This window comes from Candidatus Thermoplasmatota archaeon, from assembly GCA_034660695.1.
Lineage (GTDB): Archaea > Thermoplasmatota > E2 > UBA202 > DSCA01 > JAYEJS01.
In genome coordinates this window covers 1-17,950 of the sequence record JAYEJS010000157.1, presented here as the reverse complement: position 1 = coordinate 17,950, position 17,950 = coordinate 1, and the positions used below count along the sequence as shown (strand labels likewise).

Annotated in this window: 20 protein-coding genes; 10 read left to right on the top strand and 10 right to left on the bottom strand. The window is 40.4% G+C overall.

Annotated elements, in window-relative coordinates; all coding sequences use genetic code 11:
- The 4 genes from U9O96_08640 to U9O96_08625 all read right to left on the bottom strand — a co-directional run.
- On the bottom strand, positions 1-180 hold a 180-nt coding region (locus tag U9O96_08640), incomplete at its 3' end, for a hypothetical protein (protein ID MEA2055150.1).
- 684 nt (positions 181-864) lie between these two features.
- A complete protein-coding gene (locus tag U9O96_08635; protein MEA2055149.1) occupies positions 865-1,734 on the bottom strand; it encodes a hypothetical protein in 870 nt (289 codons plus the stop codon).
- Positions 1,735-2,016: 282 nt separating this feature from the next.
- Positions 2,017-2,775: a hypothetical protein gene (locus U9O96_08630; protein ID MEA2055148.1), complete on the bottom strand. Its 759-nt coding sequence runs from the start codon at positions 2,773-2,775 to the stop codon at positions 2,017-2,019.
- A 63-nt stretch (positions 2,776-2,838) separates the two neighbouring features.
- Positions 2,839-3,849 carry a hypothetical protein gene (locus tag U9O96_08625; GenBank protein MEA2055147.1) on the bottom strand — a complete coding sequence of 337 codons (1,011 nt, stop codon included), beginning with the start codon at positions 3,847-3,849 and terminating at the stop codon, positions 2,839-2,841.
- Positions 3,850-4,079: 230 nt separating this feature from the next.
- Here U9O96_08625 and U9O96_08620 point away from each other — a divergent pair, with 230 nt between their 5' ends.
- The 5 genes from U9O96_08620 (at position 4,080) to U9O96_08600 (ending at position 7,923) form a co-directional block, all read left to right on the top strand.
- Positions 4,080-4,241 (top strand): ribbon-helix-helix domain-containing protein, encoded by a 162-nt coding sequence (locus U9O96_08620; GenBank protein ID MEA2055146.1) that lies wholly within the window; start codon positions 4,080-4,082, stop codon positions 4,239-4,241.
- A 161-nt stretch (positions 4,242-4,402) separates the two neighbouring features.
- Positions 4,403-4,840: a 5-(carboxyamino)imidazole ribonucleotide mutase gene (gene purE, locus U9O96_08615; GenBank protein MEA2055145.1), complete on the top strand. Its 438-nt coding sequence runs from the start codon at positions 4,403-4,405 to the stop codon at positions 4,838-4,840.
- On the top strand, positions 4,833-5,777 hold the full coding sequence (gene guaA / locus U9O96_08610; GenBank protein MEA2055144.1) for a glutamine-hydrolyzing GMP synthase: 945 nt from the start codon (positions 4,833-4,835) through the stop codon (positions 5,775-5,777). Before purE ends, guaA begins: the two co-directional genes overlap by 8 nt.
- A 1-nt stretch (position 5,778) precedes the next feature.
- Positions 5,779-6,405 carry a 6-hydroxymethylpterin diphosphokinase MptE-like protein gene (locus U9O96_08605; protein ID MEA2055143.1) on the top strand — a complete coding sequence of 209 codons (627 nt, stop codon included), beginning with the start codon at positions 5,779-5,781 and terminating at the stop codon, positions 6,403-6,405.
- 126 nt (positions 6,406-6,531) lie between these two features.
- A complete protein-coding gene (locus tag U9O96_08600) occupies positions 6,532-7,923 on the top strand; it encodes a DHH family phosphoesterase (protein MEA2055142.1) in 1,392 nt (463 codons plus the stop codon).
- Here the strand turns inward: U9O96_08600 and U9O96_08595 are convergent.
- The gene (locus U9O96_08595; protein MEA2055141.1) at positions 7,920-8,942 is read right to left on the bottom strand and encodes an FKBP-type peptidyl-prolyl cis-trans isomerase; all 1,023 of its coding nucleotides are present in this window, start codon (positions 8,940-8,942) and stop codon (positions 7,920-7,922) included. The genes U9O96_08600 and U9O96_08595 overlap by 4 nt on opposite strands.
- Positions 8,939-10,138 (bottom strand): aminotransferase class I/II-fold pyridoxal phosphate-dependent enzyme, encoded by a 1,200-nt coding sequence (locus tag U9O96_08590; protein ID MEA2055140.1) that lies wholly within the window; start codon positions 10,136-10,138, stop codon positions 8,939-8,941. Before U9O96_08590 ends, U9O96_08595 begins: the two co-directional genes overlap by 4 nt.
- Before the next feature lie 95 nt (positions 10,139-10,233).
- Between U9O96_08590 and U9O96_08585 the strand changes: the two genes are divergently transcribed.
- The 5 genes from U9O96_08585 to U9O96_08565 are packed head-to-tail and all read left to right on the top strand — an operon-like array spanning position 10,234 to position 14,368.
- Complete coding sequence (locus tag U9O96_08585) at positions 10,234-11,955, top strand: PKD domain-containing protein (GenBank protein MEA2055139.1); 1,722 nt, start codon at positions 10,234-10,236, stop codon at positions 11,953-11,955.
- A gap of 42 nt (positions 11,956-11,997) precedes the next feature.
- Positions 11,998-12,225: a hypothetical protein gene (locus U9O96_08580; protein MEA2055138.1), complete on the top strand. Its 228-nt coding sequence runs from the start codon at positions 11,998-12,000 to the stop codon at positions 12,223-12,225.
- A 12-nt stretch (positions 12,226-12,237) separates the two neighbouring features.
- Positions 12,238-13,221, top strand: a complete 984-nt coding sequence (locus U9O96_08575; GenBank protein ID MEA2055137.1) for a bifunctional N(6)-L-threonylcarbamoyladenine synthase/serine/threonine protein kinase — start codon at positions 12,238-12,240, stop codon at positions 13,219-13,221.
- Complete coding sequence (locus U9O96_08570) at positions 13,209-13,832, top strand: KEOPS complex kinase/ATPase Bud32 (GenBank protein MEA2055136.1); 624 nt, start codon at positions 13,209-13,211, stop codon at positions 13,830-13,832. The genes U9O96_08575 and U9O96_08570 overlap by 13 nt, the downstream gene beginning before the upstream one ends.
- The gene (locus tag U9O96_08565) at positions 13,829-14,368 is read left to right on the top strand and encodes an XTP/dITP diphosphatase (protein ID MEA2055135.1); all 540 of its coding nucleotides are present in this window, start codon (positions 13,829-13,831) and stop codon (positions 14,366-14,368) included. The genes U9O96_08570 and U9O96_08565 overlap by 4 nt, the downstream gene beginning before the upstream one ends.
- 64 nt (positions 14,369-14,432) lie before the next feature.
- Here the strand turns inward: U9O96_08565 and U9O96_08560 are convergent, their stop codons facing one another.
- The 4 genes from U9O96_08560 to U9O96_08545 all read right to left on the bottom strand — a co-directional run.
- Positions 14,433-15,077 carry a hypothetical protein gene (locus U9O96_08560; protein ID MEA2055134.1) on the bottom strand — a complete coding sequence of 215 codons (645 nt, stop codon included), beginning with the start codon at positions 15,075-15,077 and terminating at the stop codon, positions 14,433-14,435.
- A 148-nt stretch (positions 15,078-15,225) separates the two neighbouring features.
- Complete coding sequence (fbp, locus tag U9O96_08555; GenBank protein ID MEA2055133.1) at positions 15,226-16,335, bottom strand: fructose-1,6-bisphosphate aldolase/phosphatase; 1,110 nt, start codon at positions 16,333-16,335, stop codon at positions 15,226-15,228.
- Positions 16,336-16,377: 42 nt separating this feature from the next.
- Positions 16,378-16,803: a response regulator gene (locus U9O96_08550; GenBank protein ID MEA2055132.1), complete on the bottom strand. Its 426-nt coding sequence runs from the start codon at positions 16,801-16,803 to the stop codon at positions 16,378-16,380.
- Positions 16,796-17,950 (bottom strand): PAS domain S-box protein (locus U9O96_08545; protein MEA2055131.1); only part of this gene is annotated, 1,155 nt, incomplete at its 5' end. The genes U9O96_08550 and U9O96_08545, both read right to left, overlap by 8 nt.

Here is a 17,950-nt window from a genome sequence, read left to right as displayed (position 1 = left end):
TTTTCTGTAAATTACCTGGCTTTTACTCACTTCGCCTGTGGATTTACATGCCTCGTTGACGAATGAAAGAGACAGAGCTGCAGTTACTAATGTGGCGGTTATTGGTTTTGGACCTATCTCATTCTTCTGTTTTTTTACAACAATCGATTTGGTAAATCGATTGACTAATTTTGCTTTCATTGTCCCATCCCTACGGTTTCCTAAACCGTGGGAAGCATTCAAATTTTTCTAAAAATTTTGCTGGTTATCTACTGTGTTTAAAGAGGATATTCCTGAAATTTTGTAACGTCTCATTTTTTCTGGCAAGGTGACTATGAATTTTTATCTATCAGAAAAACTTACGATTCAGCAGTAAAAACTACCACGTTACGATTTTGTAGGAATATCTTTAAAGAGAAAGATTTATAAGTAAACCAACCTCCCGCTAAAATTAACATAAGTAAGGCAACGGATACTTTTTGCCCATTCAAGTATAATACTTTTGTTTGCCATTCTAGATCATCACTACTTTCGTTTCCTCGATTTTTTTACAATACCTCGAATTGCAAAAAACGGTATAGAAAAGACCATGCCAAAAGTAAAACCTCGCAGTATCAGTCCTCCATCATAACCTCCTACCACTATTTTATAATAAAGCCATAAGAGTATTAGTGCCCAAATAATCATACTAAGGAGTATGATTATGTATTTATTTTCGAAATTTTTTGGCATAAACACCCACTTTCCAAATCTTTTCATGAAGTACGTGAAATATATTATTTTCCATATTTAATCTTTTCTTTTTTCGATTTTTCAAATTAAGGTAAAGAAAAGAAGAAAAGGAAAAGGTTGAATTGCTAGAAAACTCCGTGTAGCAACTGAGCATTATTGGGGTTCTACATTTGCATAGTCTATAGGTCCAATTCCATTCCACCAGTAGTCCTTGAAAGTAAATTTCACTCCGTTTCCCTGATCGACTTCGTCTTCTATATAGTCTAATCCCATAGCAATAATAATTGCGGCAATTCCAAGCAATAGTGGCCAAGTCCAACCTCCGGTAATAATGCTAAGGATAAGGGCTACAACAGCAACGCCAGCCGCACCAAAGTCGCAAAGTATCCCCGTCCAATAATGATCCAACCATATCTCGTATTTAATCCCGTACCAGTGCCACGATATCTTACCGCCATTTTTTCCGCCTAAAGCTCCGATGGCTCCTCCTTCTAGTTTTTCAATCAAGCCATTCCATTCTTCTTCAGTTATGCTAAGTAACTGTTCCTTTTGTTCCTGTGGTATGTTCAGTTTCCCTACCGATGCAACATATTCGGAATATGTCTTTGGAATCTCTGCTGGTTTTGCTATCCCTATCGGCTTTCCCACATATTCCCCAGAAGGGGTTTTAACAACCTCTATTGCACCAGATGAAACCAGTTCATTCATCCCTTCTATTCCCTGTTTGTACAACTCAAATTCTTCTTCGGATAGAGATATCTTCGAGGTATCGCCTATCGTAACTCTCAGTCTTCCATCAGCTGTTTTTTCTGTGTACTTACTCATTGCTTGCGTGATATTCCGCTTTTCTTGTTCCGAAAGAGTTGCGATTGTTAACTCTGGAGTTACTTTTGACTCGTTGGATAATGTCGCTTTGCTGACCGATGTTGTTTGCTCGCCTGCAACTGTTGGTACCAATGTTCCCACAGAAGCCAATATAAAAATGGCTCCTATCACACTAAATATTTTCCATTTTCCTTTCATGTTTTTCACCAATAATGCAATGCAAAACCGATATAAGTAATTTACTGATATTGTTTTTTTTTTGATTTTTGCATCATAAGTGATATAAAATATAGATAAAAAGAAATCATCGTGAGAATATATACATCCCTTTTATTAGTAGTGACTCCCCTTACATTTCCGTAATGTGCTCCTATAGTTATTACACAGGGCAGTCCTATTCCAAGTCTTCTACATTTCCATTAACTTCAGCTGTCAGACAAGAAATTCAATTTCTGACTCATGCCATCCTATTTACTATTTTCATTTGCTACCTCTAAACTTACTTAAAATAACCAATGAAATAAAAATGGCGATAACGGCCAACGCAACAATTATAAGTGGGTAAGGCCGCTCTTCCCCTCCAGGCGAATAATGGCTATAATGAAAAGATGTCAATTCCGAGGAGTATGTAAGGTTTCCCATAAAGTAGCTTTCTACCATTACAATGTTTCCTGCTCTACCCGAGACATATATCACATTATAGAAATAAGAACTCATACTCTCGTTAGGGAAGTGATTTGTTTTTATCATATGGCAATTGAATATGCCTGCCGGAACTGATATTTTCTTTTTTCCCATACACTCGAACCGTACTTTTCCAGAGGAGTTTTTCTCAGATTCAATTTCAATCGTTACGTTCCACTCCTTTCCAACAGATATCGGATATTGGACAAAAGAAAACGGCGGATCGTAAATTTTTTCCTCGGTCTCATTGGTTTCCTTATCATAATCTATTTCTTTAACAATACCCAAACTTTCTCTATCGTAGTAGACCGTTTCTCTGGATGTGTTGGTTTCGTCCCTTGCAACGATGCAATGGTAGGTGATGTTATTGACCGTAATATTTTCTGTACCTAAAATCTCCACGATTCTTTCCTCACTAATTCTCCCCCCACCAGCCATGACTTCATATTCCCAGTAATCCCCTTCCCTCCAGTCAGGTTTTTCAAGGGCAGATGCATTAACCAAGGGAAAAGCAAGTATTGCTACCATGCATACGGTTATTAATTTTCTCATCATCTCAACAACTTTTACCTGCATTTAAATATTTACAAAAAGAAGGAAAAAGGGAGGGTATCCGACTTAAAATGTAATTTCGATTTTGTCCAGTGTCCAACAGAGGGTCGGAGGAGCGTAAAAATTAGTGAGCATATCTGCTAACCCAAGAATATAACTGTCTGCTCTCAATTTAACACCTGCATGCCATAACTCCATTCTATTGTTGCCAGCCCAAAAAGTTGTCGATTCAACGTAATTGCCATTTACCCGTAGATCAACAGGAAGAACGACAGGGCCTCCATGATAGAAAGTTTTCTCTTTTGCTACTACCCCATTCCAGACATCCTCAACGTAATAAGTTATTTTGATGTTTCCACTACCGCTGCCCAGCCACCACTTCACAGCATCTCCATTAAATAAACCATCATAGTCGCCGTAAAATTTTACCTGCCATTGCATCGGGAGACCTACCCAAAGCCATTCATAGTAAAGGGAAGATTTACCGTACCCTCCTTTAATGGAATAAATAGTTTTACCGCTAGAAAACGCTGAGGCGAACCCTCTTTTATCGCTCACATCATAACCTGCTGCGTATATATTATCTCCGCCGCCAATGTTATATTGTACCTCTGTCTTTTTCCACCCTCCATTAGGATAAACAGTACTCAAGGATTTTTCACCAGTTGAAGATACCAAGGGTAATTCACCATATTTTTCTCTAACTCTTTCACACCTCTCTAAAAAATATTTTTTATCATCTATTTCAGCACCTAAATCTCCCGCTGTAACAATCATCCCGCACATTTTTTGTGGGTCTACTTTTTCTGTTTGTTTCATTTTTTCTATTTTTTCATTCAACTTCCCCTTATACACTTCCATTTCCTGGATAATGGCTTTTATTTCCTCCGCTGTAGCACCTTCTGTTGCCAACTTATCTTCCCATCCTCGCAGTAAACTTCTCGCTTCCTTTAAAATGTTCTCTTCTTTGTCGTCATTGTTCGGGCCTTTTGCTAAAGCCGGAGTGACAAAACCTGCCACCATCAGTATACCTACCACAATGATTGCCCCGGCCATTTTATTTATTTTTCCTTTCATGTTTTTCACCAATAATGCAATGCAAAACCGATATATATAATTTACTGATATTGTTTTTTTTTTGCTTTTTGCATCATAAGTGATATAAAATATGTGTAAAAAGAAATCATCATGACAAAAGGAAATGTATATTTGTCCGCGGTTTATAATAGCTAACAAAATTGTTTTGCCAGCACAAAATTGTCCTCTGCGGACAATTTATATACCACTTTTACTATAATCGCGATAACGTGACAAAGCACACCGCTGTATCACTGCCGAAGGGGCTGCATGATGCAATAAAGGAAATAATAGAGAGAAATCCAAGGCTGGGGTACACCAGCATAGCCGAATTTTGCAAGGATGCAATCAGGAGTAAAATTGCCGAAATGGAAAAGAAAAATTCATCCTGATTCTCTTGGATGATAAAGTTTTGCCTCTGTTTTGTGAGATATATTTCCCCTATAGCCCGTGGATTAGGCAAAAGAAATGATGAAAAACAAAAAGATGTGGGAGTAAAGAAAGAATATTTTTCCATCTGCAAATTTTATTAACTATGAGGGATTTCAGTATTATGAAAGTCAAGATAGTGATGGGCAGCACAAGTGATGAAAGAGTTGCAAAAAAGGCAGAGGAAACACTCGACAAACTTGGCATACATTATGAAAAAGTTGTAGCGTCTGCCCACAGAATACCCGAAAAGGTTAAGGAAATTGCAAGTGATGACACAGATGTTTTCATTGCCATTGCTGGGCTATCTGCGGCATTGCCCGGGAGTATAGCATCCTACACCACAAAGCCAGTAATAGGCGTTCCCGTATCAGGAAAAGTAAATCTGGATGCCATTCTTTCGATTGTGCAGATGCCTCCAGGGATTCCTGTTGCTGCTGTGGGGCTGGACAGAGGGGATAATGCTGCCCTGCTTGCCGCCGAGATTTTGGCCTTGACCGACGACAGGGTGAGAAAAAATCTTGAGGAATATAGAGAAAAAATGAGGGGAAAGTATGTTTGATGCCATGGGTTTTATAAAAAGTGCGGTGAAAGAAATTAAAGAGAAAGTGGATGGAAAGGCAGTGATAGCAACTTCCGGTGGTGTCGATTCCACGGTTGCCGCCAAACTTGGAAGCATGGCTCTCGGCAAAAATCTGATTGCCATATACGTGGATACGGGTTATATGAGGAAGGGGGAAGGAGAAGAGGTAAAAAAAATTGTAGAGCATATGGGCATAACTCTGCATTATGTGGATGCAAGCGAGGAATTTTACAAAGCTTTGTCGGGAATAACTGACCCTGAGAAGAAGAGGAAGATAATCGGAGGAAAGTTTATCAGGGTGTTCGAAAGAGAGGCTTTGAAAGAAAACGCGGAATATCTGATCCAGGGAACAATTGCTCCCGACTGGATTGAGAGCGGAGGAGGATTGCGTGATACGATAAAATCACACCACAACGTCGGCGGGTTGCCATCAGATATAAAGTTAAAGATAGTGGAGCCTCTCAGAGACCTATATAAGGATGAGGTAAGAAACGTTGCAAGAGCTTTGAATCTTGAGGTTGCAGAAAAACAGCCCTTTCCCGGACCGGGACTGGCCGTCCGCATCATAGGCGAAGCCACCGCCGAGAAAGCAAAGGTAATAAGAGAAGCATGCCACATCGTTGAAGAAGAGATAGAAAATGCGGTGGAACAGAAAAAAATGAGTGAACCGTGGCAGTATTTTGCCGTCCTTCTTCCCGTAAAGACTGTTGGGGTACACGGCGACAAAAGGGCTTATGGCTATACTATCGCCATCCGTTCCGTTGAGTCAGTTGATGCGATGACAGCGAATTTCAGCAAAATTCCTTATGATGTGCTTGATAAAATATCCACGAGGATAACAAACGAATTAAAAGAAGTGAATAGGGTAATTTACGACATTACAAACAAGCCGCCGGGCACGGTGGAATGGGAATAGGATGGATTTCCGGGAATGGGAGCCGATTTATGAATCCATTCTCATTGATTTCGGCTACAACAGGAAGGAGGATGAACACTCTGCAAATTTGCTTTATTCGATGGCAAAGAAAAAATGTGTTGATGCACAAATTTTGAGGAATAAAATACATGAAAAAAAAGTTACGATATGCGGTGCCGCCGAGAATCTTGAAGGCAATATCAAAAAAATTGATGGTACAGTCATAGCCGCCGATGAAGCTACTTCCATTTTGATGGATGAAATCCTTCCAGACATAATTGTTACCGACTTGGACGGAAATGTGGATGATCAGATTATAGCCAATGGGAGGGATAGCGTTGCAGTTATCCATGCACACGGGGACAATGTGGAAGCGATAAAAAAATACGTACCTCGTTTTAGAGGCAAAATAGTGTTAACGACTCAATCCAGGCCGTTTGATAATGTCCATAATTTTGGCGGATTTACTGACGGCGATAGGGCATTCTTCATGGCAAAACACTTCGGTGCCAAAGAAATAGTTCTGCTTGGCTTCGATTTTGAAAAGCCGAGGCAAAAAGAAGGCAAAGATACTGAAATAAAAAGAAGAAAGCTTAGATGGGCAAAAAAATTGATAGAAGGATATTGACGCCTTACTTCTTCCGGTATTTTATTACCAGAATCGAATACACTATTGCAGCAAACACCTGCCTGTGGCGAGACCGTCAAAACCAAAGATTTCATATATCAATGTCGGATAACTCTTTGGGATGGGATGCTGGACAGCGTAACGGGACAAGCAGAAAAATTAGCTGAGGAACTGAAAAGGAATAAAGAAATTCATATCGTTACCCACATAGATGCCGATGGAATATCCGCGGGGGCCATAGCAAAAAAATGTCTTGATCGCGAGGGAATAGAGAATAGCATCCAATTTATCAAACAACTTGATAATAACACTATCGAAAAAATTAAAGATATCGGAAATTTAACGTGGTTTACAGACCTTGGAAGCGGCGTCATTTCAAAACTTGATGGATTGGAGTATATCATCACGGACCACCATATGCCCGATATCGAAGGCGGGAAAAAGGTAATGCAGTGGAGGCACTTCAATCCACATGTTTATGGAATCGATGGGGGAAAAGAAATATCGGGAGCAGGTCTTGCCTATATAGTAGCCATGGCGATAAATAAAAAAAATGCGGATATGGCCGATCTTGCAATAGTGGGTGCCTCGGGTGACCTCCAGGATTTTGTCTCGTGCAGGCTTGAGGGATGGAATAGGGAAATAGCAAATCTTGGAAAAGATATGGGCATATTGGACGTAAAAAACGATATAAGGGCATTCGGCAGGCAGACAAGACCCGTTTACAAAATTTTGCAGTATGCAGATGACCCGATTCTTCCTGGCCTCACTGGGAGGAAAGGTGCGTGCATATCATTCCTGAGGAAGTTGGGCATAGACCTGAAAGATGAAAAGAAATGGAGGAAATGGATCGACCTGAATCAAACTGAGAGAAAAAAAATCATTTCTGCACTGGTTGAACTTTTGATAAAGAAAGGTTTTGGAAATGCATTTTCTTTGCGTCTTGTCGGGGAGGTATATGAGCTGGAAAAAGAAGAGATTGGAACAGAGCTGAGAGATGCAAAGGAATATTCAACTCTTCTGAATTCGACGGCCAGATATGGACATGCTGAAGTCGGACTCAAAATATGCATGGGTGACAGGAGTGAATACCTCAAAAAGGCAATAGCCCTTCAAAGAAACCACCGTAAGAATATTGCAAATGGCATTCAATTCGTAAAAAAAGAAGGCATCCAGGAATATGGAATACTGCAGTATTTCAATGCGGGCAGAAATATAAGAGATACGGTCGTGGGCATCATAGCCGGCATAGTTCTTCATTCCAATCAGGCAAGAAATAGCAGCCCGATCATAGGATTTGCTGATAAAGAAAATGGGGATGTGAAGGCATCCGCAAGAACAACCGTGCCTCTGGTAAACAAGGGAATTGACTTATCAAAGGCGATGCATAAAGTAGCAGACAGACTGGGAGGGACCGGAGGGGGGCATGAAATAGCCGCTGGTGCCGTCATCCCGAGGGGAAAGGAAGATGAATTTCTCGAAATGCTGGATAAGGAGATAAAAAATCAGCTTACCTAGCCTAACTTGTAAATATGATTTACTTTGATTTTGTAGTACAGGGTTTCACCAGCCATCTCATCAGAAGTGTAACCTTCGTTTTTCAAATCTTTTTTCAGATAATCTTCCGGTATTTCCCCAAATATTCTTGTGACATTTAAGGTTCTGTTGAATACTACGGTTTTATCGACTTCCTGATAGTACGTCTCGTTTCCATAGACAATAGAAATGTTTATTTTGTCTTCTGTTACGTCTTCAACGTTATATGTATACCCGTAATAAGTAAAACTTGAGCCTATTTCCGGATTGGTGGTGAGGGATACAGAGATATCATTGAAAGATGCTTCTGTGGCATTTTCCCAGAATGGAAATAGAGTCAGGTCATCCATTTTGTTTGGAGTCGTTTTTATCGTTGCAGTTGTGTTATTAAAAGATATAACTTCTGTGGCATTTTCCCATATCCAGTAAGGGTACTCAATGTATCCGTCTGCCCAGTACATCGGCATGGTAAATTTTTCTCCAATTTCTGGCATCCATTTCAAACTTATGGTGCCATTAGTTGAATTTATATCTATTATCATGAAATTTAGCCGTACACCAGTGAAATCTGAAAAGAAAGTTATGCCCTCCTGCACTGGAAGACCGTATGCTTTTTCAGGGCGTATGGACAATTTCTTTTCATCGCCTTCCTTCATTTTAAGCATTCCTTCCCACAACCCCTCGATAACATTATAATTTCCAGCACCCCATCCTTCAGGATAGCTCGAAGGCACACCATCTCCTATGTACGCCCTTAAAGGAGCAAGGCCCATGCTTTCATTGAAAGGCGTATCCTTGGTAATATTTTCATCACTGAAGGAGGAATCAAATATGCTGCCGTTTTCAAAGTAGCCAATATAGTAAATTTCAACAAAATCTCCTTTCTCCACCTTGAGGGGCTGCTTTTCCTTCCAGAGTTCGTATCCATAGTATCCGCCTGCCGCCGCAGCAATAGCAACAAGTATAACTATAGCCAGTATCACGGGTCTTTCCAATTTCATTTTATCCTCTTCTCCATAAAAGACTCAAGCCTATTAAAGGTTTCCTCCAGCATTTCCATGGGTGGCAAAGTCACAGCTCTGAAATGATATTTTCCATATTCCGGTGAAAAACCGGAACCGTGGACAAGCAATACATGCGATTCATTCAAAACATCGAGCACAAACTCCTTGTCGTCCTTCCATCCATCAATGGCCTCTATTTTCGGGAATATATAGAAGGCACCATCGGGCTTTGCGGTAGATATGCCGTCTATTTCGTTCAGTCTGCTGTAAGCAAAAGTACTTCTCCCTCTCAATTTTTTTACCATCTTGGGTATGTGATCCTGTGGGCCATCCAAAGCGGCGATCATGGCACGCTGGCAGACGGAATTTGCACACAGCCGTGCTCTTGCTATTCTAAGGAATGCCTCTTCTATTTTATCGAGTTTGCCGTCTGGGTTGTTAAAAATGGCATATCCCATCCTCCAGCCGGGAACAAGATAAACTTTGGAAAAACCATTGAACGTAATTATTGGCGCATCTTTTGCAAGTGAGGCCGTTGCATACTGATGCTTTTCGAAAACAATGTCATCGTATATCTCATCCGAAATAACCGCAATATTATTTTCCACGGCGATGTCCACCATCTCTTTTATCGTATGTTTGGAATATACGGCACCCGTAGGATTGTTTGGGTTTATTATCACAATCGCTTTCGTTTTGTCCGTTATTTTTTTCCTTATATCGTCCACATCAGGCTGCCAGCTCTCATCTTCAATTGTCCTGTATGCAACAGGTTCTGCCCCATTAAATCTCGTCACCAAATTATAGGGAGGATATGTAGGGCCAGGCACAAGAATCTCGTCGCCGGCATTGAGAGTTGCCGAGAGAAAAATTTGCAGAGCTTCCGTCACACCCGTGGTTACGCAGATGTCATCAGGATTGTAATCCATGCCATTTCTTCTCTTTTCCCTCATTGCTATTTTTTCTCTCAGTTCCTTATATCCTTCCGAAGGAGCATAACCATTGTAGCCATCTCTCGCCCCTTCGTATAATGCATCTTTTATATGCTGGGGTGTGTCAAAATCATAAGCAATCGGATCGCCGATATTTAATTTAAGGATTTTTATGCCCTTTTTCTCTAATTTTCTCGCTAGCAAAACAACCTCTCTTATTGCATAGGATACACCCTTTGATCTTTCTGACGGTTGTATCATGAAGCACCTCATATGGGAGAGAGCAATAAATAGTTATTGTTTTTTAGTCTGGCATGCTCAAAAAAGATATATACAAACTCTGCATTTAAAGGGAGATGAAATATGGTATTGTTTTGCTTGCGATAATAATATCCATTCCTCTTGCAACAGTAGGGCCGATAGGGGTAGCATCAAGCCCTTCAATATTTTATGTGGGTGGCTCCGGGCCGGGCAATTATACCAGTATTCAGAATGCTATCGATGCTGCAGGTGACGGAGATCTGATACAGGTTTGTCCAGGAGTGTATAACGAAAATATTTTTGCAAACAAAGGCGTTATCATAATTGGTGAGGATGCCATCATTGATGGTGGTATGACAGGAAACGTAATCCATATCACCGCCAATTATACCCTGATATCGGGATTTTTCATAAGGGGCAGTGGTGTTACCGCCGCTGGGATACTAATAGCAGCATATCATGTAGAGGTGCATGGATGTACCATAACAGATAACTTTTATGGCATATATGCCGAAGGCGAGGGATGTAACATCTCCCACAACAACTTTCTAAACAATACACACAATGCATGGGATAGCGGAGATAATGAATGGGACGATGGGGCTGAGGGAAATTACTGGAGTGATTATAATGGGGGCGATGCAGATAGGGATGGAATCGGGGACTCGCCTTATGATATTGAAGGGGGAACTAACCGGGATAACCATCCGTTCATTTACCAGTATGGACCGCCTGCCGCAATATTTGAATATCATGTTGATGGAATAGAGGTTGTATTCAATGGATCCTTTTCTATAGATTATGATGGCACCATTGTTAACTGGACATGGAACTTTGGAGACGAAAATACGAGTTACGGTAAAGAAGTAACCCATTTTTATAATGAAAACGGCATATATATTGCAAATCTAACGGTCAAAGATAACGATGGAAAAACGGGCAGTTCTCAAAAAGAAATAATCATTGATATGGAACCTCCTTTAACAATATGCAATGCGGTTCCACAACAACCAAATGGCAATTACGGGTGGTATGTTAGCAATGTCTGGCTTAGTTTTGATGGTTCTGATAGCCTATCGGGTGTAAACTACACAAAATATAGAATTGATATGAGGAGCTGGAAGGAATACAAGGAAAGCATAGTTTTGAAAAATGATGGCTACCATTCAGTACAATATTACTCCGTTGATAATTATGGAAACGAGGAAGATACAAAATACCTTTCTTTAAAAATTGATAAAACGGCACCATATACCATATTCGAACCGGAAATAAATGGTAGTCAATGGTACAGAACAAATGCCGTAGTTTTTCTCGAAGGACACGACAATACGTCCGGCATATCCTCCACACACTATAGAATAAATGGCGGGGCATTTGCCCTTTATACAGGCTCCTTTAATATAACTGAAGGCATAAACAGGATAAACTATTTTTCACGCGATAATGCAGGAAATGCCGAACCGCTGAAAAGTTGTGAAATAAAAATAGATAAAACGCCGCCGCAGATAAAAATAACTTCTCCAAAGAAATCTTATCTATATATAATGGGTAGAGAGATACTCCCGATCAACGGATTCACCCTGATTATAGGCGGCATAGAAATAAATGCAAATGCATATGATACAATTTCTGGAATACAAAAAGTGAAGTTTTATATCGATGACACTTTGAGACATACAGACAATGCCACACCTTATACCTGGGAATGGAATGAGACCGCTATTGGACAATACAGCGTAAAAGTTGTAGCTTATGATATGGCAGGAAATACGGCGAGTAGCGAAGCTGATGTAATAATTTTCAATTTCAAATAAAAAAGTTTAAGTTCTATAATGTCTATTCCTTTTTGGATAACCATGGTAGAATACGAGACAATAAAAAAAGAAGAAATAAAATTTGGACGCAACAATTTTATAGAAGTTGCGAAAAAAAAAGCAATAAGCGAGAGCGGTGAAAACGAATTTGTTTCTATTTCCAGAGGGTATTATCTGGATGATGGCTCGAAGAAATGGAAGGCATCCATAACTCTGCCACCCGAACAGGAAAAAAGAGAGGAAATCGCGGAATTAATAAAAAGTATGTAAAATTATTGTAGAATGATTTGCCTTGGCATAGAAGGCACAGCACATACTGTTGGTATAGGTATAGTTCAGGATAACCCCATTAAAATTCTGTCCAATGTTTCAAGCGTGTACAGCCCCCCTTCAGGAGGGATACACCCAAGAGAAGCATCGAATCACCACGGCTCTGTATTTATAAATGTTCTTAAAAAAAGTCTGGAGAATGCAAACATTGGATTTGGAGACGTGGATATAATCGGATTTTCGATAGGACCAGGACTGGGGCCCTGCCTCCGCACTGTCGCCACCGCCGCCCGCTCCCTCGCCCTTTATTTGAAAAAGCCTTTGTTGGGAGTCAATCACTGCATCGCCCATCTTGAAATTGGGAGAGCGGTAACTGGGGCGAATGATCCGGTGCTTCTTTACGTATCAGGGGGAAATACGCAGGTGATAGCATTTTTGAACGGTAGATACAGGGTTTTTGGAGAAACTCTCGACATAGGCATAGGGAATTGCCTGGATAAATTTGGAAGGAAAATGGGCATGAAATTTCCCGCTGGGCCAAAAATTGAAGAAATGGCGAGAAAGGGAAAGAAGTATGTTCCGCTGCCCTATTCGGTTAAGGGGATGGACGTCTCTTTTTCTGGCATACTTACCGCCGCCATGGCCCTCTTAAGAAAGGAAAGCACGGAAGATATATGTTTTTCGATGCAGGAAACGTGCTTTTCGATGCTGACCGAGGTTGCAGAAAGGGCAATGGCGCATACCGAAAAGGAAGAAATCTTGCTGGGAGGAGGTGTGGCTTCCAATAAAAGACTGCAAGAGATGGTTAAAGAAATGGCGGAAGAAAGAGGGGGAAAATTTTACTGCCCTCCATCAGAATTGCTTGTAGATAATGGGGCAATGATAGCATGGACGGCGATACTCATGAGCAAGAGCGGTATTGAGATGAGGATGGAAGACACGGCCATAAAGCAGAATTTTCGCACCGATGAGGTAAATATCACATGGAGAAATTAATAGGGAGGGGGGCAGAGGCTGAGATTTATCTTTCGGAATGGATGGGGAGGGATGTGGTTACAAAAAAAAGAATAAAAAAGAAGTACAGAATAAAAGAAATAGACGAGGAAATGAGAAGGCAAAGGACGAAAAAAGAGGCTCTGCTAATGGAAGAAGCAAGGAAATCGGGCACGTCCGTTCCCATAATATATGATGTCGACCTGAATGAAATGAAGATAACAATGCAGTATGTCAATGGAGATAGGATAAAAGATTGCATAGATGGACTGGATAAAGAAAGACAGAAGGCCATATGCAAAAAGATTGGTGAAAGTATTGCCTCTCTCCATAAAAATGGCATAATACATGGAGATATTACAACATCAAATCTCATTCTTGCCAATGGCAATATATACTTCATCGATTTTGGGCTGGGAGAAATAAGTAATGAGGCAGAAAAGCAGGGAGTTGATCTTCACCTTTTAATGGGAGCATTCAAGGCAGCCCATAGGAATACAGAGCTGTTTCAATGGGTTTTTGAGGCGTATGAAAAAAAGTTTGATATGGCAGGGGAAATAAGAAAAAAGATGAAAGAGATAGCCGAAAGGGGGAGATACGTGGTGAGGGAATGAAGATTTATTTCGTAACGAGTAACGACAAAAAATTTGAAGAAGTAAAGAAAATGCTTCCCGGACATGAGATAATAAGAAAATTTATGGCATATCCAGAAATACAGGTGGACAACCTTGAAGAAGTGGCAGAGTTCGGAATTGAGTTTTTAATGAAAAGAATGAACGGCAACGTAATGATTGAAGATTCCGGTTTATTTACACAAGCATTGAACGGATTTCCCGGAGTTTATTCAGCATACGTGTTTAAGAGCATAGGAAACAGTGGCATACTAAAATTAATGGATGGGGTGAAAGATAGAAAGGCGTGCTTCAAATCCGTTATAGCATTTTATGACGGAGAAGTAAAATTTTTCGAGGGAAAATGCCACGGCCATATTTCTGAATGTACAAGGGGAAAAGAAGGCTTCGGCTACGACCCTATTTTTATTCCAGAAGGATGCAAAAAAACATTTGGAGAAATGAAGAAAAAAGAAAAAAGTGAATATTCACATAGGGGTAAAGCCGTTTCAAAACTGAGAGAATTTTTAGAGAGATGATTAAAGGCATCCAGCATCTTTGCTACTTAATGACTCCATTAAAGAAGAAATGGTAAAAAATTATTCAGCTATTTTTTATAAAATCCCGGATTTTCTTTATCTCACTTTCGATTCTTTCAAGCCTTTCAAGCAATTCGTTTCTCGACAATATGGAAGAGGAGCATCTTTTCAAATCATTAAATGATAGGGAACGAGAGGGTAAAACTCCTTTTCTTGACAAGGAGGCAAGTTTTTTACCCAATGCATCGCCATCTAATTTAAGCATATCTGCAGCATGGGCGAAATCTTTTGCTGATGCAATTGCTTTAAGCACTTTTATATCTTTTTTACTCAAATTTAGGGCATAGGGCAAAAATCCATATTCTTCCATAACTTCTTCCATACATTCCTTGACAATGCTTTCGAGTTCCTCCGGCTCAAGCAAGAGATGGTACTCGCTAAACTCCATGATTTTGACACCCAATTGCTTTGCTGCCTCACGCGTCGACTCATCTGATTTTTTGCATATGAGTAGTGGTTTGTAACCCCCTAGTTTGGCGTTTGCATATATTTGGCGAACCGCAGTAAGGTTTGCTCTTCCGGATTTCACTTCTATGGCATACATGTCCCCATCTTTCTCTGCAAGAATGTCTATTTCCGCGATGTTTTCCCCACCTGAATCTATCCGATGATTTAGAGCGACAATGGCGTATCCTCTGCTGGAGAGCATACGCTTTGCTATTCTTTCTGCCGAGAGTCCTTTTCTTCTCGTTTTTTCTCCCCCTTCTTTTTCTTCCAGGCCTTCAGTGTTTCCTCCACCTCTTCTGTAGAAACAAGTCTCATCAATACAAAATGCTTTTCATGTAAATATTTTTTGCCTATCCAGCATCCTCAAATCTTCCTTTCAACTTTTCCATGACTTTGGGCAGCGTTGTATACTCCATGTCCGCTAACGGTAAGCGGTGAGGCTCAAAAGGACCGTGGCGTCTCATATAATCTGTCACTTCCATTGCTTTCTTGCGGGTGTAATCAAAAGCAGGGTCGTCAAACAGATCGGCAGGACCAACCATCTTTCCTTCCTTTATCTGGAAACCTAGAGAGACAACTCTCGGAGGGCCGTCAAATCGAGTGCATCTCGCCTGATTTACAGATACCGGCATAATTGGCCCATTATGAGAGCCACGCATCCATCCAGAAACCAGATGCGGGAATGCAAACCCTTCCAGCACCTCACCCAAGGCAGGCAATCCAGACTGAGAGCGGACAGCGGCAACCGGGTCATCCTTGCCAACATACTCCCCTGCAATCTGGTAGAGTTTTTCCGTGGAAACAACAGCCACAGGCTCATCCACCGGCAGCTTTCCTTCTCTTGGATAGATTCTTTTTATCACAAACCGCGATTTTGCCCCTATGAGGGCAAGGGCGTCATACATTTCTTCTGGTAGATTCATGAATACTTTTTTGTGTTCAAATATGTCCCATATTTCAAAGCGAAAACCCGAATGGATGGACGGGTCGATAACAAGCCCTGCAGTATTGAATGGGTCAGCAAAAATTTTGAAGATGGGCAAGTTGAATGCACCGGGCTCAGTTTTATCCATTAAAAAGGCAATAAGCGGCTCAGATTTTCTTTCTGTAAATTCCATTTCCGCTATGCCTGGGCCCATACCCCGTATGTTGCCAGAAAAAGCGTCTTTAAGCATATCCTGGCCCGCACCGTATAGACCCAAATTTTTAGCCATATCGGTTGCTTTCCTAAATGTTTCCCAGGCAAGGGAATGCACCTCTTCATCGTTTTCCCCTTTAGTATGCGTCATCAACAATTCGAGGTCATCGCCACAATGGGTAACATGAAAATCGATAAGCAATCCGCTTTCCTTCGCTTCTGAAAGGCTTTTCTCTGCAACTCCGATAAGTTTTGGGTGAACTGATGAATGACCTGGAAAGCCCCCAACATCTGCTTTTATAATACTGAATGTTGTTTTCATAGATAGAGTAATGAAATATGGTTAAAAAATCTTTGGCTATTTTTATTGAAAAAATTTGTCTACCATTTCCGAAAATTTATGAAAAGGAATCGTCCTTTCAACAATTTTATCAGCATATTTTTCAAAATTTTTGCTCCATTCTGTATCAAACCAAGCGGTATAACCCCATATTCGTGCTTTTGGGTCTATTTTCAATATTTCCTCAGTTGTTCTCACTCCGTCCATTTTTCCAACACCTTTCATGTGCGTCTCTATGTTAGTTATGTTATCCTTTCCAGACAGATTCAAATCCATGACAACGAGGTCCGGTCTCTTACCTTTATCCAATAGCGTTTTGTAGATTTCTATGGCTTCCTCTCCAGTCAATGCATTATGAATTTCAACCGGTGTTTTCATTTTCTGCAAATTTATCCCAAGCAATTCATGAATCATGGACTCATCATCCACTATCAATACTATTTCATTCATGTATCTCGCCTTCTTGAGTAACATTCTTAACTACTTTTTCAACCCTCATTATGGCATGATGTGCAGCTTGTAATTTTTTCTTCTGTTCTTCAGGAACTTCATTCATAGTTAAATCAAGATATCCTTTCGCAATGGCAATTGGATTGAAGAAGTGATGGGCAGTCTTTAATTTAAACACTTTCTCCTGTTTCAGAGCTTCTTCTACTTTTTCATAAGCTTTCTTCAGAGCTTCTTCTACTTTTTTGCGCTCGGTTATATCCCTTGCAATGCCCTGTACAGCCACAACTTTTTCTTCATAGATAAGTGGGGCACTGCTTATTTCGATTGGAATGATGCTTCCATTCTTGCACACAAGCGAGAGTTCATATGGCGGTGTTGGTTTTTTTGTCTTGATTTTTAGAGCAGTTTTTTCCCTGGCGATTTTCAGTGATTCTGGCGTTAGCAAGTCTGCTATATTCATACCGGAAAGTTCTTTATCTGAGTATCCAGATAGTCTGTTGCCTTGGGGATTCCACATTAGAAAGTTACCTTCGAGGTCATGTGAGTATATTGCATCCTGAGCGCTGTTGACCAGAGTTCTAAATTTTTCCTCGCTTTCTTTTAAAGATTCTTCTACTTTTTTACGTTCGGTAACGTCATTGATTATCACAACTGCCCCCACAAATTTACCCCCTTCTAAAATCGGAGAAACGCTAAATGACAAATATGTTTTTTTTCCATAAATAGATGTAAAAGGACTCTCTCCATACATTTCCTTTCCCTGCAAGACATTGTTAAATATCTCTACCAATCCCGCCTCTTTTACCGATGGCAGTTCTCTGATATCGGCTCCTATGGCATTTGATTCATCACCAGGTGGAACTCCCATCAATCTTTTCATTTCTGGATTTTCATATACAATACGCAACCTTTCATCCAATTTCAGAATGCCCGTTGGAGAATGCTTCAGTATTCCCTTCTGAAATTCAAATAGCGATTGATATTTTTTCTGACTGCTACGCAATGATTCTTCTGCCTCCTTGCGTTCGGTTATATCTTCAATCATTCCATCATAGTATTTAACCTCACCATTTTCATCATAAACTGCAGTTGCAGTGACAGACGCCCAAATAAGTGTCCCATCCTTCTTTTTTAATTTTAATTCCTC